Genomic DNA, 23,674 nt, shown 5'->3' on the forward strand with positions numbered 1-23,674 from the left:
TGCGGGGCTCAACTTCCGTACCGCCGAGGCTGCTACCACCAAGCCTCAACAGCACTGCTTCCCTTCCTCCCGCGCCGCGTTTCCGTTAGCGCGAAAGAGGCGTGATTCTATGCACCTCACGCCATTCCCGCAAGCCCTTTTGTGAAGAAATTTGAAAAAGCCCCGTGCGCTGCCGCGCACGGGGCTTGGGGCTCGACGGACCACGTCACGCCGCAGACTTCGACGCCGCCGGCAACGCTGCCTTCTATATATAGAGGCGCATCACTTGCCGCCCACGGCAGCCTGCAGCTGCTCGAACGGCACCGCGTCGGCCATTGCCGTGTAGCCCGCGTCGCTCGGGTGGATACCGTCGCCGCTATCGTATCGGCGCTGCAGCACGCTCGGGCGCGCCGGATCGCGCAGCACCGCGTCGAAGTCGACCACGCCGTCGAACCCGCCACCGCTCCGGATCCACCGGTTCACTTCGAGCCGGATCGCCTCGCGCCCGGCCGGCAACGCGGCCGGCGTGAGCGTCGCGCCGTAGACCTTCACGCCCCGGCGATGCGCGGCCTCGATCAGCCGGAGATATCCGTCGATCAGCGATGCAGCCGTGACCTGCGTGTGCGGGTGGTCGCAATCGAGCCCCGCACGCGGCGGCATCGCCGCGAAGTTGATGTCGTTGATCCCGATCAGCACCACCACCGCCTTCACGCCCGCACGCGACAGCGCATCGCGCTCGAACCGCGAGGCCAGCGACGTGCCGTAGCACGCCGAATCGCTGAGCAGCCGGTTCCCGCTGATACCCAGATTCACGACGCCCACCGAGTCGGCACCCGACGCCGCCAGCCGGCGCGCGAGCGCATCGGGCCAGCGGCGGTTCCGGTTCACGCTGGAGCGCAGCCCGTCGGTGATCGAATCGCCGATCGCCGCGACGCTGGCGCGCGCCGTGCCGGCCTCGACAGCCAGCTCGGTCACCCATGCATATTGGGTAAAACGGGTGCGGAACGCGGCAGCGCCCGGATCGCTCACGTGATCGCCCGGCGCCGACACATAGTTGAACTGGTTCGATACGCGGTGCCAGACAGTCATTCGCTGGTTCGCCCCCATCTGGAGGCTGATCGCATAGGGCTGCGCGGACATCACGTCGATGGCCACCGGATCGCTTTCCAGTTCCTGGCCCGGCGCGAGCGTCACCGACGGCTTGCCGCCGAACCGGACCGGCACGGCCGCGTCGCCGGCGAGCGCCGCACCCTCACCGGCGCGCGCGAGGCTCGCGGCCTCGACGACCAGCGGCGCGCTGCCGTAGGCATTGCTCACGTGAATCCTTGCGGCACGCCCCGACACCGTCGGATACACGATCTGGCGCACGGTCCGCCCGGCCACGTCGGGCGCGCGGTAAAGCGGCGGCGGCGCGGCAAGGTCGGGAATCGGCTGCAGCGCCGTTGCCCACGCGGCAACCCATCCGGCCGGCGCGGCCGACGCCGCGAGCGGCGACACGAAAACGGCCGCACCCAGCATGGCCGCGGCGAAACTGCTTCGGAATGACATCGGCAAAATCCTCATCGGAAAGCGGGCATTGTGCCGCAGAAGGCACGAGACTCACGTGCGGGACCGCGCTCGCACCATCGGATCACGCCCCGACGTCCCTCGTTTACCCGAGTCTCGCCGCAAATGCGCAAGAAATTTATTAACCGACCGGTCGGTTGGTTTATACTTCGCACACATTCAACCGGACGAGAGCCTCGCCATGTACACGCAATCCCTCGACATCCCCGGCAACGTCGCGCCGCTCGACGCCGCAGCCGAGTCGCCTGAGCAGGCGCGGTTCGATGCGGTGATGGCGGCCGACGGCAAGATCGAACCGCAGGACTGGATGCCCGACGCCTATCGCAAGACGCTGGTGCGCCAGATTTCGCAGCACGCGCACTCGGAAGTCGTCGGCATGCTGCCGGAAGGCAACTGGATCTCGCGCGCGCCGAGCCTGAAGCGCAAGGCGATCCTGCTCGCGAAGGTCCAGGACGAAGCCGGTCACGGCCTCTATCTGTACAGCGCGGCCGAAACGCTCGGCGTGTCACGCGATTCGCTGATCGACGCACTGCACGCCGGCAAGGCGAAATATTCGAGCATCTTCAACTATCCGACGCCGACCTGGGCCGACGTCGGCGTGATCGGCTGGCTCGTCGACGGCGCCGCGATCATGAACCAGATCCCGCTGTGCCGCTGCACGTATGGCCCGTATGCACGCGCGATGATCCGCGTGTGCAAGGAAGAGTCGTTCCACCAGCGCCAGGGTTTCGATGCGCTGCTGTCGATGATGAAGGGCACCGACGCGCAGCGCACGATGGTCCAGCAGGCCGTCGACCGCTGGTGGTGGCCGGTGCTGATGATGTTCGGCCCGAGCGACGCTGATTCGGTCCACAGCAGCCAGTCCGCGAAATGGGGCATCAAACGGATCTCGAACGACGACCTGCGCCAGAAATTCGTCGACGCGACGGTCGACCAGGCGAAGGTGCTCGGCGTGACGCTGCCCGACCCCGACCTGAAATGGAACGAAGCGCGCGGCCATCACGACTACGGCACGATCGACTGGGACGAATTCTGGCGCGTGGTCAACGGCGACGGCCCGTGCAACAAGGAGCGCCTCGCAACCCGCGTGAAAGCGCACGACGACGGTGCCTGGGTGCGCGAAGCCGCGCTCGCGCACGAAGCAAAGCGCCGCGCCCGCGCCGAACAGCACGCCGCCTGAGCGGCAACACTCGAATTCAGGAATCAGGAGAAAGCGATGAACAAGGAATGGCCGATCTGGGAAGTGTTCGTGCGCAGCAAGCAGGGCCTCGACCACAAGCATTGCGGCAGCCTGCACGCCGCCGACGCGACGATGGCGCTGCGCATGGCGCGCGACGTCTACACGCGCCGCCAGGAAGGCGTGAGCATCTGGGTGGTGCCGTCGTCGGCGATCACCGCGTCGGACCCGAGCGAGAAGGCCGAGCTGTTCGAACCGGCAGGCGACAAGATCTACCGTCACCCGACGTTCTACACGCTGCCCGACGAAGTCAACCACATGTAACGCCCGCGCCATGACGATCACGCCCGAACACCTCTCCTACGTGCTGCGCCTCGCCGACAACGCGCTGATCCTCGGTCAGCGCAACGCCGAATGGTGCGGCCACGGCCCGATCCTCGAGGAAGACATCGCGCTCACCAACATGAGCCTCGACCTCATCGGCCAGGCACGCATGCTGTATACGCACGCGGCCGAGCTCGAGCGCCAGCTCAACGGCGCGACGAAGACCGAGGACGATTACGCGTACTTCCGGACCGAGCGCGAATTCGCGAACTTCACGCTCGCCGAGCTGCCGCATTACGGCCCGGTCTCCGGCACCGCACACGCCGACAAGGACTATGCGGTGACGATCGTGCGCAACTTCCTGTACGCGACGCTGATGCTGCACGTCTGGAGCGCGCTGGAAACGTCGGCCGACACGCAGCTCGCCGCGATCGCCGCGAAATCGGTGAAGGAAACCCGCTATCACGTCCAGCACGCGCGCGAGTGGCTCGTGCGCCTCGGCGACGGCACCGACGCGTCGCACCGCCGCGCGCAGGATGCGCTCGACTACCTGATGCCGTATACGCGTGAATTCTTCGCGGCCGATGCGATCGACGACGCAATCGCCGCCCCGGGCATCGGCCCGGCGCCGGCCGCGCTCGAAGCCGCGTGGCGCGCGGACGTGGACGATGCGCTCGCCGAGGCGACGCTCACGCTGCCCGCGCCCGTGAAGCACGTGACGACCGGCAAGCAGGGCGAGCACTCGGAGCACATGGGCTACCTGCTTGCCGAAATGCAGAGCCTCGCGCGCCAGCATCCCGGCGCGACCTGGTAACCGGCCCACGCCACGGAGCCCGACGATGTCCGTCCAGACCGCTACCCCTGCCCACGCCATACCCGCCGCACCCGCCGCGCACTACGACGATCCGCTGCTCGCTCGCGCGTGGGACGTGCTGGAAGCCGTGCCCGATCCCGAGATCCCGGTCGTGTCGATCCGCGAGCTCGGCATCCTGCGCGACGTCCGCCGCGCGGACGACGGCCAGCTCGAAGTCGTCATCACGCCGACCTACTCGGGCTGCCCGGCCATGTCGCAGATCGCCGAGGACATCGCCGCCGCGCTGCAGGCCGCCGACCTGCCGCCGCACCGGATCGAGACGGTGCTCGCGCCCGCCTGGACGACCGACTGGATCACGCAGGAAGCGCGCGACAAGCTGCGGGCGTACGGCATCGCGCCGCCGGTCGGCCAGTGCGGCAGCAGCGCGCCGCGGGAGAACGTCGTGCGCTTCGTGCCGCGGCCGGTCGCGGCGCCCACCTGCCCGCGCTGCGGCTCCGCCCGCACCGAGCGTCTCGCGCAATTCGCGTCCACGGCCTGCAAGGCGCTGTATCGCTGCGTCGACTGCCGCGAACCCTTCGACTACTTCAAACCCTACTGAATATGGCGACCCCGCAATTTCATCCGCTGCGTATCCGCGACGTGCGGCCCGAGACCGCCGACGCCGTAACGGTCTCCTTCGACGTGCCGCCCGAGCTGCGCGACGCGTACCGCTTCACGCAGGGCCAGTTCGTCACGCTGAAGACCCACATCGACGGCGAGGAAACGCGCCGCTCGTATTCGATCTGCGTCGGCACGACGGACTACGACCGTGACGGCGAACTGCGCATCGGCATCAAGCGCGTGCGCGGCGGCCGCTTCTCGAACTTCGCGTTCGACACGCTGAAGCCCGGCCACACGATCGACGTGATGACGCCGGACGGCCGCTTCTTCACGCACCTGAACGCCGACCACGGCAAGCAGTACGTCGCGTTTTCCGGCGGCTCGGGGATCACGCCGGTGCTCGCGATCGTGAAGACGACGCTCGAACTCGAGCCGCGCAGCACGTTCACGCTGATCTACGGGAACCGCAGCGTCGACGCGATCATGTTCGCCGAGGAGCTCGAGGACCTGAAGAACCGCTACATGAACCGCTTCGTCCTGTATCACGTGCTGTCGGACGACATCCAGGACGTCGAACTGTTCAACGGCGTGCTCGATCAGGCGAAATGCGCGGAATTCCTCGACACGCTGACGCCGGCCGACGCGATCGACGAAGCGTTCATCTGTGGCCCGGCGCCGATGATGGACGCGGCCGAAGCCGCGCTGAAGGCGGCCGGCGTGCCGCAGGCGAAGGTGCATGTCGAGCGCTTCGGCACGCCGCTGCCGCAAGCGGGCACGCCGGTCGTCGAAATTACCGACCAGACGCCGGCCGCCGACCTCGAAATCGTGCTCGACGGCAAGAAGCGCAAGCTGCGCCTGCCGTACCAGGGCGTGAGCCTGCTCGACGTCGGCCTGCGCGCGGGCCTCGCGCTGCCGTATGCGTGCAAGGGCGGCGTGTGCTGCACGTGCCGCGCGAAGGTGATCGAGGGCGAGGTACGGATGGAGAAGAACTACACGCTCGAGGAACACGAAGTGAAGGACGGATTCGTGCTCACGTGCCAGTGCCACCCGATCAGCGACAAGGTCGTCGTGAGCTACGACGAGCGCTGAGCGGCGTTGCGTCGCGGCGCCGGACGGTTTCTCGCCGTCACACATCTCGCTTACACTAGGGGCCGCCGGCCGGCTGGACATCGCAACGTCCGCCCGGCCGGCGGTTTTCTTTTGTTGACGACAGGCCGATGAGTACCATTCATGTGATTCAGGGCGGCACCGCCGCCGCGTCGTTGCGCGAGGCCCTCGCGCAAGCCGGGCGCGACGAGCGCGTCGTCGGATTGCTCGACGATCTCGGCGTCGGACCGCTCAAGGGCGCCGACGAGACGCCCGACACGCGCGCCGCCTTCTGGCACCACGTGCTCGGCGACCAGATCCCCGACTGGAACGCGGAAATCGAGGGCGAGTTCGCGCGTCTCGACCAGCTCGCAATGGATACGGGCCAGGTGGTCGTGTGGCACGCGCCGAGCGTCGGCGACAAGCTGTTGCTGCGCCGCGTCGCCTACCACCTGCGCAACGTGCCGCAGCGCCTGAACGAGGTGCGGCTGTCGGCCGCCGATTTCGACTCGGCGCAGCGCACGGCGCTGTCGCGTGCCGACCAGGCCTGCTCGACCGGGATGTTCTCGCCGGCGGAGCTGGCACGCAAACGCCCGGTGGCCGCGCCGATCTCGGTGCTGCGGATCGGCCGCCTGGCACTCGAATGGCAGGAGGCGAAACACCTGAACGCCGAACTGCGCTACTGGGTCAGCAACACGATCAAGAGCGGCCACTACGCCGATCTCGACGCGCTGATCGTCTCGCGCGCGGAAGCCGACTGGCTGCCCGCGCGACGCCTCGTCGGCAGCATCATGGCCGCCGCCGACCGCGGCGGGCTGTTCGTCAGCGATTCGATCGCCTGGTGGCGCTGCCGCGAGCTCGCGGCAGCCGGCCGGCTCGAGCTGCAGGACGACGCGCCCGACGCCCTCTCTTCCACGCAGGTGCGCGCGGCCCGCACGGCGCTCGCGCACCGCTAATCTTTCGCATTCGACCATGGCCCGTACCCGAGCGCCCGACCACGAATCCCAGCGCGAGCAGATCCTCGATCTGGCCGCCGAGAAATTCGCGCAGACGAGCTACCCGAGCACGTCGATGTCCGATCTCGCGACCGCGAGCGGCACGTCGAAGGCACGCCTCTATCACTATTACGAGAGCAAGGAAGCGATCCTGTTCGACCTGCTCGACCGCTACACCAAACGGCTGATGCTGATCATCGCCGAGGTCGAAGGCGCGAGCCAGCGGCGCGGCCTCAGCGAGCGCGACGCGTTCGCCGAGCTCGTGCGCGCGTTCCTCGCCGAATACGAGACGTCGCACAGCCGGCACGTCGCGCTGCTCAACGACGTGAAGTATCTCGAGGACGCGCAGCGCGAAATCGTGCTCGACCGCCAGCGCGACATCGTTGCGGCATTCACGCGCCAGCTTGCGCGCGCGTACCCGGACCGCATCTCGAAGGAAAACCAGACATCGGTGACGATGATGGTGTTCGGGATGATCAACTGGACGTTCACGTGGCTGAAGCCGGGCGGCCGCCTCGGCTACCGCGACTTCGCCGAGCAGGTGATCGACCTGATCGAACGCGGGCTGTCGACGGCAGCGTGATTGCCGCGCAGCAGCATGCGTTGCGCGATGGGTACACTGTGACGGCCCGCCGCGCATTTCATATGATGAATTTTAAATCCGTTCAAAATCAAATAGATACAAAATTAACTAAGCGGTTTTAGAATTTCTCCTCGGCACAAACAACGTTAAATACGGGTTTTCCCCAACCCTCGTCGGGTAAAATGCTGTTGCATTGCACAACCCGCTTGTGCAGCCACACACTGAGGAACCCACGATGAACACGCAATTCAACGGCCCTGCCGAAGTCGTCGGCACGGTCGGCAGTGCGCCGGTTCTCGTCAGGGAACTGGCTTCCAAAGACCGTGAGCAGATGCTCACCCACTTTCTCTCGCTCGACGAAGAGGACCGCCTGCTGCGCTTCGGCCAGATGGTGCCCGACCACGTGATCGAGAACTACGTCCGCACGATCGACTTCGGTCGCGACACCGTGTTCGGCGTGTTCGACCACGACCTCGAACTGATCGGCGTCGGCCACCTGGCCTATCTGCCGGCCGAGGGCGACAAGCGCACGGCCGAGTTCGGCGTGTCGGTGCTCGAAAGCGCACGCGGCCGCGGCGTCGGCTCGAAGCTGTTCGAGCGCGCGGCGATCCGCAGCCGCAACACGCGCGTGACGATGCTGTACATGCATTGCCTGTCGCGTAACGCGACGATGATGCACATTGCGAAGAAGTCCGGCATGCGGATCGAGTACGCATACGGCGAAGCCGATGCGTACCTGTCGCTGCCGCCGGCCGACCACTCGACGATCATCGCCGAGATGCTGCAGGAACAGGCCGCGGTGTTCGACTACGCGATGAAGCGCCAGGCGCACCGCACGACGAAGTTCATCGAATCGCTGATGCCCGCCGCACTGACGGCGTAACCTCAGCCAGCCGGGCCGCGCCTGCCGCGCGCCCGGCCCCCACCTTCCCCTGCGCTCTAGCGCACCGAACGGATCGGCAACGCCGTCGTCTCCTTGAAGCACTCGAGCGAGAAGCTCGTCTTCACGTCGATCACCGACGGGTGATGCAGCAAGTGCTCCTGCACGAAGCGGGAGAAATGCGCCATGTCCTCGACCTGCACGCGCAGCAGGTAATCCATGTCCCCCGTCATCGCGTGGCACGCGACCACTTCCGGCCAGGTCTGCACGGCCGCGCGGAACAGCTCCGCATGGGTCGCCCCCGCGCGCGCCGACGTCTCGTCGACCCGCACCGGCGCAAGGCCGCCGCGCTTCTCGAGCCGCACGCTCACGTATGCGAGCAGGTCGAGCCCGAGTTTCTGCGGATTCAGCAGCGCGACATAGCCGGTGATCACGCCGATCTCCTCGAGCCGCCGGATCCGCCGCAGGCACGGGCTCGGCGACAGGTTCACGCGCTCGGCGATCTCCTGGTTCGACAGGCGCCCGTTCTCCTGGAGAATCGCGAGAATCCGCCGGTCGATGGCATCCAATTCGGCTTGCGCCATCTTCTGCCCTCCAATGTTTGTTTCGAGACTGGAAATTGCGCCATCGTAGGGGCCTGCGATTAAGTTCGCAAGTTTCCGCTCGCGGCCGCCCGCTACACTCTGTCGCATGTATCGACTCGCTGCGCACGCTCATCGCACGCGCAACCCTCGACATCGAACCAGGCCAGGCAGGCGCACGTCGCCTGGCCGATCGCCCCGCACAGGAGACACGACATGCAGATCCCCAACTGGGACAACCCCGTCGGCACCGACGGCTTCGAATTCATCGAATACACGGCACCGGACCCGAAAGCGCTCGGACAACTGTTCGAACGGATGGGTTTCACTGCAATCGCGCGCCACCGCCACAAGGACGTGACGGTCTACCGCCAGGGCGACATCAACTTCATCATCAACGCCGAACCCGATTCGTTCGCGCAACGCTTCGCACGCCTGCACGGCCCGTCGATCTGCGCGATCGCGTTCCGCGTGCAGGACGCCGCGAAGGCATACCGGCACGCGCTCGACCTCGGCGCGTGGGGCTTCGACAACAAGACGGGCCCGATGGAGCTGAACATCCCGGCGATCAAGGGCATCGGCGATTCGCTGATCTACTTCGTCGACCGCTGGCGCGGCAAGAACGGCGCACAGCCGGGCGCGATCGGCGACATCAGCATCTATGACGTCGACTTCGAACCGATTCCCGGCGCGAACCCGAACCCGGTCGGCCACGGCCTCACGTACATCGACCACCTGACGCACAACGTGCACCGCGGCCGCATGCAGGAATGGGCCGAGTTCTACGAGCGCCTGTTCAACTTCCGCGAAGTGCGCTACTTCGACATCGAAGGCAAGGTGACGGGCGTGAAGTCGAAGGCGATGACGTCGCCGTGCGGCAAGATCCGCATTCCGATCAACGAGGAAGGCTCGGAAACGGCCGGCCAGATCCAGGAATACCTCGACGCGTACCACGGCGAAGGGATCCAGCACATCGCGCTCGGCGCGAGCGACATCTACCAGGCAGTCGACGGCCTGCGCAGCAAGGAAGTGAAGCTGCTCGACACGATCGACACGTATTACGAGCTGGTCGACCGCCGCGTGCCGAACCACGGCGAATCGCTGGACGAGCTGCGCAAGCGCAAGATCCTGATCGACGGCGCGCAAGACGACCTGCTGCTGCAGATCTTCACCGAGAACCAGATCGGGCCGATCTTCTTCGAGATCATCCAGCGCAAGGGCAACCAGGGCTTCGGCGAAGGCAACTTCAAGGCGCTGTTCGAATCGATCGAACTCGACCAGATTCGCCGCGGCGTCGTGCAGGACAAGGCCTGACGCACTCGGCAGGCGGCCGTCGCGGGCAACCGGGCCGGCCGCACGATCCGGCGGCACAAAAAAAAAGGGCGGGAATCCTCGGATTCCCGCCCTTTTTCATTCCGGCGCGGCCTGCCGGCCGCGCGACCGGATCAACGCGCGTTCGCCCTCGACACGACGGCGCGCTCGGCCGACGGCTGTGCGGCGGCGTCCTGGGCCGGCACGATCTGACGCATCTGCGCGCCGGCTGCCGCCAGTGCGCTCGCGCCGCGCGCGTGCACCGGGCCGGTCATCGCGAAAAACGCGGTGGACACGATCAGGAAACTCTGGATATGACGTGTGTTCATTGCACCTCCTGTAAAACTGCCGGCGCCTCCCCGATTGCGTCGAAACGAACCAGCGCGACCGGGCACCTCCGGCAGGCCGACAAGATTAACGGCATTTGCCCGCGGATGAACGCGGCTTTACATGCCTTTACATGATGTAACGCATCATCACGCCCTTTTTTCTGGTGCGCCGCCGCCATTTCACCCGGATTCCAACCGATGGGCGGCGGGTTTGCCCCAGTGCTACCATCGCTTAAAACCGGCGAACATGCCGGCCACGCCGATGCATCCACAAGATGCCTGAAGCGGTCGAGTTTTGGTGATCCCAAACTGGGTGGAGGAGACAGTTAATGAATGCCCCGCTAGACGCAGACCAACGCGCGTCGCTGGAAGCCGCGCTGAAGTCCGTCACGCTAGATGACAAATACACACTGGAGCGCGGTCGCGCGTACATGAGCGGCATCCAGGCCCTCGTGCGCCTGCCGATGCTCCAGCAGGAACGCGACCGCGCCGCCGGTCTCAACACGGCCGGCTTCATCTCGGGCTACCGCGGCTCGCCGCTCGGCGGCCTCGATCTGTCGCTCTGGAAAGCCAAGCAGCACCTGGCGGCCCACCAGATCGTGTTCCAGCCCGGCCTCAACGAAGATCTCGCCGCCACCGCCGTGTGGGGCTCGCAGCAGGTGAACCTGTACCCCGGCGCGAAGCACGACGGCGTGTTCGGCATGTGGTACGGCAAGGGTCCGGGCGTCGACCGCACCGGCGACGTCTTCAAGCACGCGAACTCGGCCGGCTCGTCGCGGCACGGCGGCGTGCTGGTACTGGCCGGCGACGACCACGCGGCGAAATCGTCGACGCTCGCGCACCAGTCCGAGCACATCTTCAAGGCCTGCGGGCTGCCGGTGCTGTTCCCGTCCAACGTGCAGGAATATCTCGACTTCGGCCTGCACGGCTGGGCGATGAGCCGTTATTCGGGCCTGTGGGTCGCGCTCAAGTGCGTGACGGACGTCGTCGAATCGTCAGCGTCGATCGACATCGACCCGCATCGCACCGAGATCGTGCTGCCGACCGACTTCATCGTGCCGGAAGGCGGGCTGAACATCCGCTGGCCCGACCCGCCGCTCGTGCAGGAAGCGCGGCTGCTCGACTACAAGTGGTACGCGGCGCTCGCCTACGTGCGCGCGAACAAGCTCGACCGGATCGAGATCGATTCGCCGAGCGCGCGCTTCGGGATCATGACAGGCGGCAAGGCGTACCTCGACGTGCGCCAGGCGCTGACCGACCTCGGCCTCGACGACGAAACCTGCGCGCGGATCGGCATCCGGCTCTACAAGGTCGGCTGCGTGTGGCCGCTCGAAGCGCAAGGCGCGCAGGCGTTCGCGCGCGGCCTCGACGAAATCCTGGTCGTCGAGGAAAAGCGCCAGATCCTCGAATACGCGATCAAGGAAGAGCTGTACAACTGGCCGGACGGCCAGCGGCCGCGCGTGTTCGGCAAGTTCGACGAGAAGGACGGCGCCGGCGGCGAATGGTCGGTGCCGATGGGCAACTGGCTGCTGCCCGCGCACTATGAATTGTCGCCCGCGATCATCGCGAAGGCGATCGCGACGCGCCTCGAGAAGTTCGAGCTGCCGTCCGACGTGCGCGCGCGCATCGCCGCACGGCTCGCGGTGATCAACGCGAAGGAAATGGCGCTCGCGAAACCGCACGTGCAGACCGAGCGCAAGCCGTGGTTCTGCTCGGGCTGCCCGCACAACACGTCGACCAACGTGCCGGAAGGCTCGCGCGCGATCGCCGGCATCGGCTGCCACTACATGACCGTATGGATGGACCGCAGCACGAGCACCTTCAGCCAGATGGGCGGCGAAGGCGTGCCGTGGATCGGCCAGGCGCCGTTCACGGACGAGAAGCACGTGTTCGCGAACCTCGGCGACGGCACCTACTTCCACTCGGGCCTGCTGGCCGTGCGCGCGGCGATTTCGTCGAAGGCGAACATCACCTACAAGATCCTCTACAACGACGCGGTCGCGATGACGGGCGGCCAGCCGGTCGACGGCGTGCTGACGGTGCCGCAGATCACGCACCAGCTCGCGTCCGAAGGCGCGAAGAAGATCGTGATCGTCACCGACGAGCCGGAGAAGTACGACAGCCAGAAGGCGCTGCTCGCGCCGGGCGTGACGATCCATCACCGCGACCAGCTCGACGACGTGCAGCGCGAGCTGCGCGAGATCGAAGGCACGACGATCCTGATCTACGACCAGACCTGCGCGACCGAGAAACGCCGCCGCCGCAAACGCGGCACGTATCCGGACCCGGCGAAACGCGTCGTGATCAACGAAGCGGTGTGCGAAGGCTGCGGCGACTGCTCGGTGCAATCGAACTGCCTGTCGGTCGAGCCGCTGGAAACCGAATTCGGCACGAAGCGCCAGATCAACCAGTCGAGCTGCAACAAGGACTTCTCGTGCGTGAAGGGCTTCTGCCCGAGCTTCGTCACCGTCGAGGGCGGCCAGTTGAAGAAGCCGAAGGCCGTGTCGGTCGACGGCAGCGCACTGCCGCCGATTCCGGAACCGACCTTGCCGGACATCGACCGCGCGTACGGCGTGCTCGTCACCGGCGTCGGCGGCACGGGCGTCGTCACGATCGGCGCGCTGCTCGGGATGGCTGCGCACCTGGAAAACAAGGGCGTGACCGTGCTCGACGTCACGGGCCTCGCGCAGAAAGGCGGCGCCGTGATGAGCCATGTGCAGATCTCGCACGCGCCGACCGACATTCACGCCACGCGGATCGCGATGGGCGAAGCCGACCTCGTGATCGGCTGCGATGCGATCGTCACGGCCGGCGACGAGTGCACGTCGCGGATGCGGCACGACGCGACGCGCGTGGTCGTCAACAGCGCGCAGACGCCGACCGCCGAGTTCATCAAGAACCCGAACTGGGCGTTCCCGGGCGTGTCTGCCGAGAACGACATCCGCGCGGCGGCAGGTGACGCGGTCGACTTCATCGATGCGAACCGCTTCGCGGTCGCGCTGCTCGGCGATGCGATCTACACGAACCCGTTCGTGCTCGGCTACGCGTGGCAGAAAGGCTGGCTGCCGCTCACGCTCGCGTCGCTCGAACGCGCGATCGAGCTGAATGCGGTGTCGGTCGAGAAGAACCGCGCGGCGTTCGACTGGGGCCGCCGCGCCGCGTACGACCTGGCCAGCGTGAAGCAGGCCGCGGCCGGCGACGCACGCCCCGCGCAAGGCGCCACGGTGATCGCGCTGCACACGAAGAAGGCGGTCGACGCATTGATCGCGAAGCGCGTGGAATTCCTCACCGCATACCAGAACGCCGCCTATGCATCGCGCTATGCGGCCTTCGTCGACAAGGTGCGCGCCGCCGAGCGCGCGCTGGCGGACGGCGACACGGTGCAGGAGCCGCTGACCGAAGCGGTGGCGCGCAACCTGTTCAAGCTGATGGCGTACAAGGACGAATACGAGGTCGCGCGGCTGCAGTCCGACCCCGCGTTCCTCGCCCGCCTGACCGCGCAGTTCGAAGGCGACTGGAAGCTGAAATTCCACCTCGCGCCGCCGCTGTTCGCGAAGACGGACGCCCACGGCCATCTCGTGAAGAAGGCGTACGGCCCGTGGATGATGTCGGCATTCCGGCTGCTCGCGAAAGCGAAGTTCCTGCGCGGCACGGCGCTCGACCCGTTCGGCCGTACCGAGGAGCGTCGCACCGAGCGCGCGCTGATCGGCGAGTACGAAGCGCTGATCGGCGAGGTGACGGCCAAGCTGAACGCGGCCAACCGCCCGCTCGCGCTCGAGCTCGCGGCACTGCCGGACGGCATTCGCGGCTACGGCCACGTGAAGGAGAACAACCTGCGCGCGGTACGCGTGAAGTGGGACGCGCTGCTCGCGAAGTGGCGTTCGCCGGCTGGCGGCCAGTCGCACCAGCAGGTCGCGTAACGCGCGGTACGCGGTAAGGCGTTCGAAGCCGGAACGCCCGCCCGCGCCGCCGCCCGTTGCGGTTCACGCGAAAAAAAACGCCACGGAACGCAGGTTCCGTGGCGTTTTTCATTGCGCCGCGCGCGAAGCGCGGCACACGCGGGCGTGGACTTACTTCGTGTTCACGTTCGCGGCGGCAACGGCCGTCATGTTGATGATCCGGCGCACGGTCGCGGCCGGCGTCAGGATGTGGACCGGCTTCGCTGCGCCGAGCAGGAACGGGCCGACCGTCACGCCTTCGCCGCCGACCATCTTCAGCAGGTTGTACGCGATGTTCGCCGCCTCGACGTTCGGCATGATCAGCAGGTTCGCTTCGCCCGACAGCGTCGTGCCCGGGAACGCCTGCTTGCGGATCACTTCCGACAGCGCCGCGTCGCCGTGCATTTCACCGTCGACTTCCAGGTTCGGCGCACGCTCGACGATCAGCTTGCGGGCCTCGGCCATCCGGCGCGACGACGCCGACGGCGCGCTGCCGAAGTTCGAGTTCGACAGCAGCGCAGCCTTCGGCGCGATGCCGAAGCGCTCGATCTCGGCCGCGGCCTGGATCGTCATGTCGGCGAGCTGTTCGGCGCTCGGCAGTTCGTTCACGTAGGTGTCGCACACGAACAAGTTACGGCCCGGCAGCATCAGCAGGTTCATCGCGGCGAAATGCTCGGCGCCCTTCGCACGGCCCAGCACCTGCTCGATGAACTTCAGGTGGCTGTGGAACGTGTCGATCATCCCGCAGATCATCCCGTCGGCGTCGCCCAGGTGCACGAGCATCGCGCCGATCAGCGTGTTGAACTTGCGCATCGCGGCCTTCGCGACTTCCGGCGTCACGCCGTCACGCGCGCCAATCTCCTGATACGCCTGCCAGTAGCGGTGGTAGCGCGCATCGTCTTCCGGATCGACGATCTCGAAATCGACGCCGGCCTTCAGCTTCGAGCCGATCTTCGCGAGGCGCATGTCGACGACCGACGGACGGCCGATGATGATCGGCTTGGCGATCTTTTCCTGCAGCACGAACTGCGCGGCGCGCAGCACGCGCTCGTCCTCGCCCTCGGCGAACACGATGCGGGCCTCCTTCTGCTTCGCGGTCGCGAACACCGGGCGCATCACCATGCCGGTGCGGTAGACGGTCGTGCCGAGTTGCTCGCGGTACGCGTCCATGTCCTGGATCGGACGCGTGGCGACGCCCGAATCCATCGCGGCTTGCGCGACGGCCGGCGCGATCTTGATGATCAGGCGCGGGTCGAACGGCTTCGGAATCAGGTAATCCGGCCCGAATTCGAGCGAGTGGCCTTCATATGCCTTCGCGACTTCCTCGCTCTGGTCAGTTTCCTCGGCCAGCTCGGCGATCGCGCGCACGCACGCGAGCTTCATTTCTTCCGTGATCGTCGTCGCACCGACGTCGAGCGCGCCGCGGAAGATGAACGGGAAGCACAGCACGTTGTTGACCTGGTTCGGGTAGTCCGAGCGGCCGGTCGCGACGATCGCGTCCGGGCGCACGGCCTTCGCGTCTTCCGGGCGGATTTCCGGTTCCGGGTTCGCGAGCGCCAGGATCAGCGGGCGGTCGCCCATCGTCTTGACCATGTCCTGCTTCAGCACGCCCGCGCTCGAGCAGCCGAGGAACACGTCCGCGCCGACGATCGCGTCGGCGAGCGTGCGCGCGTCGGTGGTCGCCGCATAGCGCTGCTTCGACGGATCGAGGTTGCCGCGCCCTTCGTAGATCACGCCCTTCGAATCGGTGACGAGGACGTTCGACTTCGTCAGGCCGAGGTTCACCAGCAGGTCCAGGCACGCGATGGCCGCGGCGCCGGCGCCCGAGCACACGAGCTTCACTTCGGACAGCTTCTTGCCGACGACCTTCAGGCCGTTCAGGATCGCGGCCGACGCGATGATCGCGGTGCCGTGCTGGTCGTCGTGGAAGACGGGGATCTTCATGCGCTCGCGCAGCTTCTGCTCGATGTAGAAGCACTCCGGCGCCTTGATGTCCTCGAGGTTGATGCCGCCGAGCGTCGGCTCGAGCATCGCGATCGCCTCGACGAGCTTGTCCGGGTCGGTTTCCGACAGTTCGATGTCGAACACGTCGATGCCCGCGAATTTCTTGAACAGGCAGCCCTTGCCTTCCATCACCGGCTTCGACGCGAGCGGGCCGATGTTGCCGAGGCCGAGCACCGCCGTGCCGTTCGTCACGACGCCGACGAGGTTGCCGCGCGACGTGTACTTCTGCGCATCGAGCGGCTCGTCGAAGATCGCCATGCACGCCGCGGCGACGCCGGGCGAATATGCGAGCGACAGATCGAGCTGGTTCGACAGCGGCTTGGTCGGGGTGACCGAAATCTTGCCGGGTTTCGGGTTCTGGTGATAGGCGAGTGCGGCCTGCTTCAGTTGTTCGTCCATGATTGACCTGCGAGAGACATGCGAAATATTGACGGCTCAGTACACAGCACCTTCGGCCGCGTCTGCTTGAATCGAGGGGATGGTCGACTGCGAGACGGCACGCGACGCGCCGGGTCGGCACGCCATCGAACCTTGGCGGGTGGCAAGAGGAAAGTACAAAGTACTGAACGATTTCTAAGGGTCGCCTAGTGTACACCCCCTAAATGACCTCCGTTGGTGCAGCGCCGCATCCCGGGCATCAGCGCCGAGGTGGTCGGGCCCCGTTTGTTTCGCCGGTGGTGAGCGGCACGGCGAACCCGCGCGAATTCCGCCGAAAACCGGCCTGAATCGGGTAAAATAGCCGGCTACGCGCGCAGCGATGCGATTGGCCCTCCGATCGCGCCCCGGCCCCCTGGGCAGGTTCCCCTTGCTGCGCCACCGGGCCCGCGCCCGCTCCTCGCTCAACACCCAAGGAATGCCCATGACAGGCTACGATCGTCAGTCGATCTCGGATACGACCGCCAAAATCCTGCTCGAAGTGCAGGCGGTGCACTTCAACGCCGAAAAACCGTTCATCTTCACGTCCGGCTGGGCAAGCCCCGTCTATATCGACTGCCGCAAGCTGATCTCGTACCCGCGCGTGCGCCGGGCGCTGATGGAAATGGCGGAAACGACGATCACGCGTGACATCGGCTTCGAGCAGATCGACGCGGTGGCGGGCGGCGAGACGGCCGGCATCCCGTTCGCGGCCTGGATCGCGGACCGGATGATGGTGCCGATGCAGTACGTGCGCAAGAAGCCGAAGGGTTTCGGCCGCAATGCGCAGATCGAAGGCCATCTGGAAGAAGGCTCGCGCGTGCTGCTGGTGGAAGACCTGACGACCGACAGCCGCAGCAAGATCAACTTCGTCAACGCGCTGCGCACCGCGGGCGCGACGGTGAACCACTGCTTCGTGCTGTTCCACTACAACATCTTCAAGGAAAGCGTGTCGGTCCTGAAGGACATCGACGTCGACCTGCACGCGCTGGCGACGTGGTGGGACGTGCTGCGCGTCGCGAAGGCATCGGGCTACTTCGAGACGAAGACGCTCGACGAAGTCGAGAAATTCCTGCACGCGCCGGCCGAGTGGTCGGCTGCGCACGGCGGCGCGACGGCCCCGAAGGAATGACGCCGCGCCGGCATGCATGCCGGCGTCCCGGCCGAAGAAACCGCCCGCTCGATCGCGGGCGGTTTTTTTTCGTCCGTCGATCCGCCCGATGACCGATCGCAATCGCGGGTTGCGGTGTACGTCGCTCATCGAACCCTAATGCTAGACTGGAACCATCGCCGCCATCAGCAGCGCGGGCAACGCACAACGCCAACAACGCCGGGAGCATCGGCCCGGCCCACGTGACGGAGAAGCACCCTATGCGTGTGGATCGCCGGATCACTCCGCCTGCGCCATCGGGCCGCCCGTCTCCGTCCATCCTCTTCGTCTTCATCTGCGCCGCCGTGTTCGCGGCGCTGCCCGCGCACGCGGAAAGCCCGTTCACCGTGACGAGCGACGACCTGACGCCCGGTGGGCGCGTTCGTGCCGCGAACGTGTTCGACCGTGGCGACTGCAAGGGCGCGAACCGCTCGCCGCAGCTCACCTGGCACAACCCGCCGCCCGGCACGCGCGGCTACGCGGTCACGATCTTCGATCCCGACGCACCGGGGCACGGCTGGTGGCACTGGGCCGTCGCGGGTATCCCGGCCACCGTCACGAGCCTGCCCGCCGACGCGAGCGCGTCCGGCTTCCTGCGGCGCATCGGCGCGAGCGAAGCGCGCAACGACTTCGGCATCGACGGCTACGGCGGCCCGTGCCCGCCGCCCGGCAAGCCGCACCGCTACGTGATCACCGTCCATGCGCTGAAAGGCACCGACTTGCGCGTGTCGCAGGGCCGTCCCGCGCCGATGTTCGAGCACGAGATCGGCACGCTGACGATCGGCACCGCGCAACTGACGGTCAACTACGGGCAATAACGTGCGCCGCGATTGCCGGCCGCCGCGAATTTCAGTGCGCCGCCCGCGCGCGTTTTCCCGTCATTTCGGCTTGCTAGACTCATTGTCACCGGTCGCGGCGCCATGCCGCGCATCCGTCGCGCCGCCCGCCGGCGACGCGTGACGCGGCGAACCTGCGGTCCGCCGTTCCCGTCCCTTTCCGGAGAACGCTTCATGTCGAACATCGTCATCGTCTATCACAGCGGCTACGGTCACACGCAGAAACTGGCCGACGCCGTCCATGCAGGCGCGCAGGACGCCGGCGCCACCGCACGCCTGATCGCGGTCGGCGAGATCGACGACGCGGGCTGGGCCGCCCTCGACGCGGCCGACGCGATCGTCTTCGGCGCGCCGACCTACATGGGCGGCCCGTCGGCGCAGTTCAAGCAATTCGCCGATGCCACGTCGAAACCGTGGTTCACGCAGAAATGGAAGGACAAGATCGCCGCGGGCTTCACGAACTCCGCGACGATGAACGGCGACAAGTTCTCGACGATTCAGTATTTCGTCACGCTGGCGATGCAGCATGGGATGGTGTGGGTCGGCACGGGCATGATGCCGGCCAACTCGAAGGCGGCCACCCGCAACGACATCAACTACGTCGGCGGCTTCACGGGCCTGCTCGCGCAGTCGCCCGCGGACGCGACGCCCGACGAGGGCCCGCTGCCCGGCGACCTCGAGACCGCGAAGGCGTTCGGGCGGCGCGTCGCCGAAGCGACCGCCCGCTGGGCGGCCGGCGGCCGCTGAGCCTGCGCCGACGCCCGCGCGCCCGCACCGGCGGGCGCCAAAGGGACACAAGACGGCCCGCCGGCCGTCTTTTTTCGCCCCGCGCGGCGCAGCCCCGCCGGTTGACGTCTTAAAATGGCGGTTTCCGGGCGCGGGCCCGCGTTTCATTCAGTGAGAGCGAGATGAGCACCAAAGTTTTTGTCGACGGCCAGGAAGGCACGACCGGCCTCAAGATCTTCGAATACCTGTCGGCACGCAGCGACATCGAGATCCTGCGTATCGATGAAGCGAAGCGCAAGGACGTCGAAGAGCGCCGCCGCCTGATCAACGCGTCGGACGTCACGTTCCTGTGCCTGCCGGATGTCGCGTCGCGCGAATCGGCCTCGCTCGTCGAGAACCCGAACACGATCCTGATCGACGCGAGCACCGCGTTCCGCACCAGCGCCGACTGGGCCTATGGCCTGCCGGAACTGACCCGCGCCCAGCGCGAGAAGATTCGCACGTCGAAGCGCATCGCCGTGCCCGGCTGCCACGCATCGGCATTCGTGCTCGCGATGCGCCCGCTCGTCGAGGCCGGCATCGTCGCCCCGACGTTCGCCGCGCACAGCTACTCGATCACCGGCTACAGCGGCGGAGGCAAGTCGATGATCGCCGACTACGAGAATGCGGCGCCGGGCGGCAAGCTCGCGAGCCCGCGTCCGTACGCGCTCGGCCTCACGCACAAGCACCTGCCGGAAATGGCTGCGCACACGGGCCTCGCGAACGCACCGATCTTCACGCCGATCGTCGGCCCGTTCCTGAAGGGTCTCGCGGTGACGACCTACTTCACGCCCGAGCAGCTCGCGAAGCGCGCGACGCCGCAGGACGTGCAGCGCGTGTTCGCCGAGTACTACGCGGACGAAGCGTTCGTGCGAGTCGCGCCGTTCGACGCGGACGCGAATCTCGACGGCGGCTTCTTCGACGTGCAGGCGAACAACGATACGAACCGTGTCGACCTGTTCGTGTTCGGCAACGCCGAGCGCTTCGTCACGGTCGCGCGCCTCGACAACCTCGGCAAGGGCGCATCGGGCGCCGCGATCCAGTGCATGAACCTGAGCATCGGCGCGGCCGAGGATGCAGGTCTCAAACGCTGATTCAGCATCGCATGCCATGCAAAGCCGGCCACTGGCCGGCTTTTTATTTACCCGTATCAGGCAATAAATAAAGAATTCCGGATCGCGCATTTACAAATATTTACAAGCTTTCAATTGCGCGATTACCAGCGAATTAACTTCCCCCTTCCCTCTCCAGTCAATCCCGAATAGGGATAAACCGGATACCGCCGCTTTAAACGCTGCCGTTATACGCAGGAAGGCCCTCCGACAGCCTGCCAAGCGTGGCACATCCCCCACTCCGGCAGCTTTCGGCAGTCCCTTGCGCGTTTAAATTCTTACCGAATGCCGCACGGGGAAAGGAATCAATACCCGATACCCGTTTAAATCGCCTTTTTTAGACGGGTTCATCAATTGACAGCAAAAATCAAGGCAGCGACATTAGCTCGCACAATTAAACGATTGGAGACAGCGGCATGTCGCACACCTTATCGAAGGGGGTGGCAACGGCCTTTGCCATTGCCCCTTTCCTGGTTGCCTGTGGTGGGGGGGACGGCGGCGCACCTGCGCCGATCAACGCGCCCCAATGTTCCGGAGCGAGCTGCGGCACGCAAGGGCAGCCGCCGTCGCAGCCCATCAACGGCGCACTGTGTCCGGCCAACGCCGACATCGTGAAGAGCACGTATCTCGGCGGCGCAGGTAGCGGCGAGATCGTCAGCGTCAACATCGACGCGGTCGCGATGACGTACACGCTCAAGTGGCTCGAATCGCCGATTCCGTTGAAGACGGGCACCGTCACGCCGAGCCGTGTCGGCACGACGATCACCGGCAAGGTCATCCATCCGCCGACCGGCACGCTGCCGACCGCCGAGCAGACACGTTGTGCGTTCATCCTCACGCCGGGCACGGGCCCCGCGGCGGACGGCTCGACCTATTCGACAGCCGCCGACTTCAACCAGGCGAACCCGCCGATGCTGCTGGTCGGCATGGGGGTCGCGGGCGGCGGCATTCCCGGCGCAACGATCCAGTACGACGGGCTGACGATCATCCCGGGCGTCGTGCAGAACGTCGGCCAGGTGCCGAACCGCCACTTCGATTTCTACCCGTTCCTCGGCTTCGCGAATACGACGACCGACCTGTCGAAGCTGCCGGGCACGTACAACGCGCTGATCTACCACCTCGTGCCGTCGGGCAACTACGCGACGAAAGGCACGAACTCGAGCGAGACGTTCGATGCGAACGGCGCGTGTACGTCGACGAGCACCGGCGGCTGCCAGACGACCGGCAACCCGTGGACCGCGAACACCGCGAACGGCGGCTACTTCGACAGCACGAAGGCGCCGCAGACGCTGCCGCAGACGCAACTGCCGATCGTCGGCGCGACCGGCAAGTCGGCAACCGCCCACATGGTGATCGGCCAGCTCAACGGTGCGACGGTGCCGGTGATCGTCCGCACGGGCAACGTGAACCTCGGCACGCCGCCGCTGCACCTCGACGCGCAGGTCGACGACGAATCGGGCATCGCGGTGCTCGGCGCGGCGACGGCGATCACGTCGGGCGCGATCGACGGCGGCTACGCGGGCGCGGACTCGAACTTCAAGTACACGGCTGCGCTGATCCGCGGCAGCAACGCGTCGTTCATCAACCCGTCTACGCAGGCCGAGGAAGACGGCTTCACGCTCGACTACGGCCAGGCGACGCCGGGCCTGCTGAACGCGAAGACGACACCGCCGAGCGGTGCGAGCTACCCGTCCGCATCGGGCGTGGTGATCGCGACGGGCGGGCTGTACGCGGCACTGGTCCAGGGCACGGTGAACGGCGGCGTCACGTCGACGTCGGCGAACGCGACGACGTCGTCGACACCGTACTTCGGCGTGGGCGCGCAGATCAGCAAGTAGCGGACGAGGACGCGGCGGCGGCTGGCCCGCCGCCGCGTTACGCACGACGCGCGCGGCACGGCGCGGGCAGGACGAGTACCCCCAACAGAAGCGGCCGACAGGGAGCTGGCCGCCGCACAAGACAAATCTGGAGGAGCAACATGAAGCGCAACCTCATTCTGGCGGCGGCCCTTGCCGCCCCCCTTCTTTCCGCCTGCGGCGGCAGCGGCAGCGGCGGCGACAACCCGCCCCCGCTCGTCGAAGACCGGCTCTGCCCCGCCACGCTCGACTACAACACCGTGTTCACGGGCGGCGCGGGCAGCGGCGAGCTCGCGAAGGTCCAGCTCGACACGACCAAGATGACCTGGCAGGTGACGTACGTGGAATCGGCCGTGCCGCAAAAGACCGGCACGGTCACGCCGACCCGCGCGGGCACCGTCGACAGCGGCACGCTCACGCAGGAAACGATGCTGCCGACCAACAAGCTGAACCAGTGCGCGTTCCGCCTGAACGGCGCGAGCCTCGATGCATCGCGTCCGGCGCGCATCTTCGTCGGCTTCGGCGTCGCGGGCGGCACGATTCCCGGCAAGGAGATCCAGTTCGACGGCGTGCTCGGCCAGGCCGCGGTGCCCGACACGAAATTCCCGTACTACCCGTTCATCGGCTTCTCGTCGATCGAAACCGACATCACGAAGGTCGCGGGCACGTACAGCCACGTCGGCTTCGGCGAAGTGCCGTCGCAGAAATTCGCGCCGGCGTCGATCGACGCGAAGGTGACGATCAACGCGGACGGCACGTGGACCAAGTGCGACACGACCGGCCAGTTCGCCGGCGGCGCGTGCGCGCAGCAGGGCACGAACTTCGTGCCGTCGGCCGACGGCAGCGGCGCGTTCCAGTCGAACAACTACGCGAGCCAGTTGAAGCCGACGCTGTCGGCGACGCCGCAGGGCAAGGGCTTCATGATCGTCGGCAAGCTGCGTAACCAGCTCGTGCCGATCCTCGTGCGCACGGGCGTCGCGAACCCGAACCCGACGCCCGACAGCAACGGCGTGCCGGGCCTCACCGCCGACGACGAATCGAGCATCTCGATCCTCGCGCCGCAGACGGCCGTCGCGGCCGGCTCGCAGAACGGCGAGTACATCGGCGTCGACAGCCAGTTCGATTACCGGACCACCGCGCTGATCGACAAGCAGGCCACGCTGCTCGATCCGTTCCAGCCGTCGCAGGCATCGCTCGCGACCGCGCTCGACCTCGACTACACGCAGAAGGTGCCGGGCACCGTCACGACGATTCACACGGGTTCGGGCAGCACGTCGCCGACCGGCAAGTTCATCTTCACGGGTGGCGTGTTCGGTTTCCTCGATAACGCGGGATCGACGCCGTATTTCACGATCGGCGCGTTCGTCCAGTAAG

General features: G+C 66.6%; 20 protein-coding genes. 16 read left to right on the forward strand and 4 right to left on the reverse strand.

The features are described from left to right. Positions 1-261: 261 nt before the first annotated feature. A complete protein-coding gene (locus U5798_RS11275; RefSeq protein WP_322082069.1) occupies positions 262-1,527 on the reverse strand; it encodes an SGNH/GDSL hydrolase family protein in 1,266 nt (421 codons plus the stop codon). A gap of 199 nt (positions 1,528-1,726) precedes the next feature. On the opposite strand from U5798_RS11275, the gene paaA reads away from it, so the two are divergent. The 8 genes from paaA to U5798_RS11315 all read left to right on the forward strand — a co-directional run bounded on the left by paaA (position 1,727) and on the right by U5798_RS11315 (position 8,007). Further along, the gene (gene paaA, locus U5798_RS11280) at positions 1,727-2,725 is read left to right on the forward strand and encodes a 1,2-phenylacetyl-CoA epoxidase subunit PaaA (protein WP_322082070.1); all 999 of its coding nucleotides are present in this window, start codon (positions 1,727-1,729) and stop codon (positions 2,723-2,725) included. A gap of 36 nt (positions 2,726-2,761) precedes the next feature. Further along, the gene (paaB, locus tag U5798_RS11285) at positions 2,762-3,046 is read left to right on the forward strand and encodes a 1,2-phenylacetyl-CoA epoxidase subunit PaaB (protein WP_006482881.1); all 285 of its coding nucleotides are present in this window, start codon (positions 2,762-2,764) and stop codon (positions 3,044-3,046) included. Positions 3,047-3,056: 10 nt separating this feature from the next. Beyond that, positions 3,057-3,860, forward strand: a complete 804-nt coding sequence (gene paaC, locus U5798_RS11290; protein WP_124456546.1) for a 1,2-phenylacetyl-CoA epoxidase subunit PaaC — start codon at positions 3,057-3,059, stop codon at positions 3,858-3,860. Between the two features lie 25 nt (positions 3,861-3,885). Then, positions 3,886-4,458 (forward strand): 1,2-phenylacetyl-CoA epoxidase subunit PaaD, encoded by a 573-nt coding sequence (paaD, locus tag U5798_RS11295; protein ID WP_124456547.1) that lies wholly within the window; start codon positions 3,886-3,888, stop codon positions 4,456-4,458. Between the two features lie 2 nt (positions 4,459-4,460). Beyond that, positions 4,461-5,549 carry a 1,2-phenylacetyl-CoA epoxidase subunit PaaE gene (gene paaE / locus U5798_RS11300; protein ID WP_124456548.1) on the forward strand — a complete coding sequence of 363 codons (1,089 nt, stop codon included), beginning with the start codon at positions 4,461-4,463 and terminating at the stop codon, positions 5,547-5,549. A gap of 128 nt (positions 5,550-5,677) precedes the next feature. After that, positions 5,678-6,502, forward strand: a complete 825-nt coding sequence (locus U5798_RS11305) for a DUF1835 domain-containing protein (protein WP_322082071.1) — start codon at positions 5,678-5,680, stop codon at positions 6,500-6,502. Positions 6,503-6,518: 16 nt separating this feature from the next. Then, the gene (locus tag U5798_RS11310; protein WP_006482923.1) at positions 6,519-7,124 is read left to right on the forward strand and encodes a TetR/AcrR family transcriptional regulator; all 606 of its coding nucleotides are present in this window, start codon (positions 6,519-6,521) and stop codon (positions 7,122-7,124) included. Between the two features lie 235 nt (positions 7,125-7,359). Beyond that, entirely contained in the window at positions 7,360-8,007 is a 648-nt protein-coding gene (locus U5798_RS11315) for a GNAT family N-acetyltransferase (RefSeq protein WP_176048849.1), read from the forward strand. A 56-nt stretch (positions 8,008-8,063) separates the two neighbouring features. Here U5798_RS11315 and U5798_RS11320 read toward each other — a convergent pair whose 3' ends face one another. After that, positions 8,064-8,588: an Lrp/AsnC family transcriptional regulator gene (locus tag U5798_RS11320; RefSeq protein WP_059528294.1), complete on the reverse strand. Its 525-nt coding sequence runs from the start codon at positions 8,586-8,588 to the stop codon at positions 8,064-8,066. Positions 8,589-8,801: 213 nt separating this feature from the next. On the opposite strand from U5798_RS11320, the gene hppD reads away from it, so the two are divergent. Beyond that, on the forward strand, positions 8,802-9,899 hold the full coding sequence (hppD, locus tag U5798_RS11325; RefSeq protein WP_124456551.1) for a 4-hydroxyphenylpyruvate dioxygenase: 1,098 nt from the start codon (positions 8,802-8,804) through the stop codon (positions 9,897-9,899). Between the two features lie 131 nt (positions 9,900-10,030). Here the strand turns inward: hppD and U5798_RS11330 are convergent, their stop codons facing one another. Then, complete coding sequence (locus U5798_RS11330) at positions 10,031-10,225, reverse strand: hypothetical protein (protein WP_124456552.1); 195 nt, start codon at positions 10,223-10,225, stop codon at positions 10,031-10,033. 329 nt (positions 10,226-10,554) lie between these two features. Between U5798_RS11330 and U5798_RS11335 the strand changes: the two genes are divergently transcribed. Continuing rightward, positions 10,555-14,145 (forward strand): indolepyruvate ferredoxin oxidoreductase family protein, encoded by a 3,591-nt coding sequence (locus U5798_RS11335; protein WP_322082072.1) that lies wholly within the window; start codon positions 10,555-10,557, stop codon positions 14,143-14,145. Between the two features lie 150 nt (positions 14,146-14,295). Here the strand turns inward: U5798_RS11335 and U5798_RS11340 are convergent, their stop codons facing one another. Continuing rightward, a complete protein-coding gene (locus tag U5798_RS11340; protein WP_322082073.1) occupies positions 14,296-16,566 on the reverse strand; it encodes an NADP-dependent malic enzyme in 2,271 nt (756 codons plus the stop codon). A 460-nt stretch (positions 16,567-17,026) separates the two neighbouring features. On the opposite strand from U5798_RS11340, the gene U5798_RS11345 reads away from it, so the two are divergent. From U5798_RS11345 to U5798_RS11370, 6 genes are all read left to right on the forward strand, one after another. Beyond that, complete coding sequence (locus tag U5798_RS11345; protein WP_006482887.1) at positions 17,027-17,713, forward strand: orotate phosphoribosyltransferase; 687 nt, start codon at positions 17,027-17,029, stop codon at positions 17,711-17,713. A gap of 239 nt (positions 17,714-17,952) precedes the next feature. Continuing rightward, positions 17,953-18,549, forward strand: coding sequence for a YbhB/YbcL family Raf kinase inhibitor-like protein (locus U5798_RS11350; protein ID WP_124456555.1), 597 nt, complete (start codon positions 17,953-17,955; stop codon positions 18,547-18,549). Positions 18,550-18,741: 192 nt separating this feature from the next. Next, on the forward strand, positions 18,742-19,314 hold the full coding sequence (locus U5798_RS11355; protein ID WP_322082074.1) for a flavodoxin family protein: 573 nt from the start codon (positions 18,742-18,744) through the stop codon (positions 19,312-19,314). Positions 19,315-19,475: 161 nt separating this feature from the next. Next, positions 19,476-20,426 carry an N-acetyl-gamma-glutamyl-phosphate reductase gene (argC, locus tag U5798_RS11360; RefSeq protein WP_124456557.1) on the forward strand — a complete coding sequence of 317 codons (951 nt, stop codon included), beginning with the start codon at positions 19,476-19,478 and terminating at the stop codon, positions 20,424-20,426. A 434-nt stretch (positions 20,427-20,860) separates the two neighbouring features. Further along, on the forward strand, positions 20,861-22,282 hold the full coding sequence (locus tag U5798_RS11365) for a DUF2957 domain-containing protein (protein WP_124456558.1): 1,422 nt from the start codon (positions 20,861-20,863) through the stop codon (positions 22,280-22,282). A gap of 140 nt (positions 22,283-22,422) precedes the next feature. Then, a complete protein-coding gene (locus U5798_RS11370; protein WP_124456559.1) occupies positions 22,423-23,673 on the forward strand; it encodes a DUF2957 domain-containing protein in 1,251 nt (416 codons plus the stop codon). The last annotated feature ends 1 nt before the right edge of the window (position 23,674 follow it).

The sequence above is a fragment of the Burkholderia sp. BCC1972 genome (assembly GCF_905339605.1).
Taxonomy (GTDB): Bacteria; Pseudomonadota; Gammaproteobacteria; order Burkholderiales; family Burkholderiaceae; genus Burkholderia.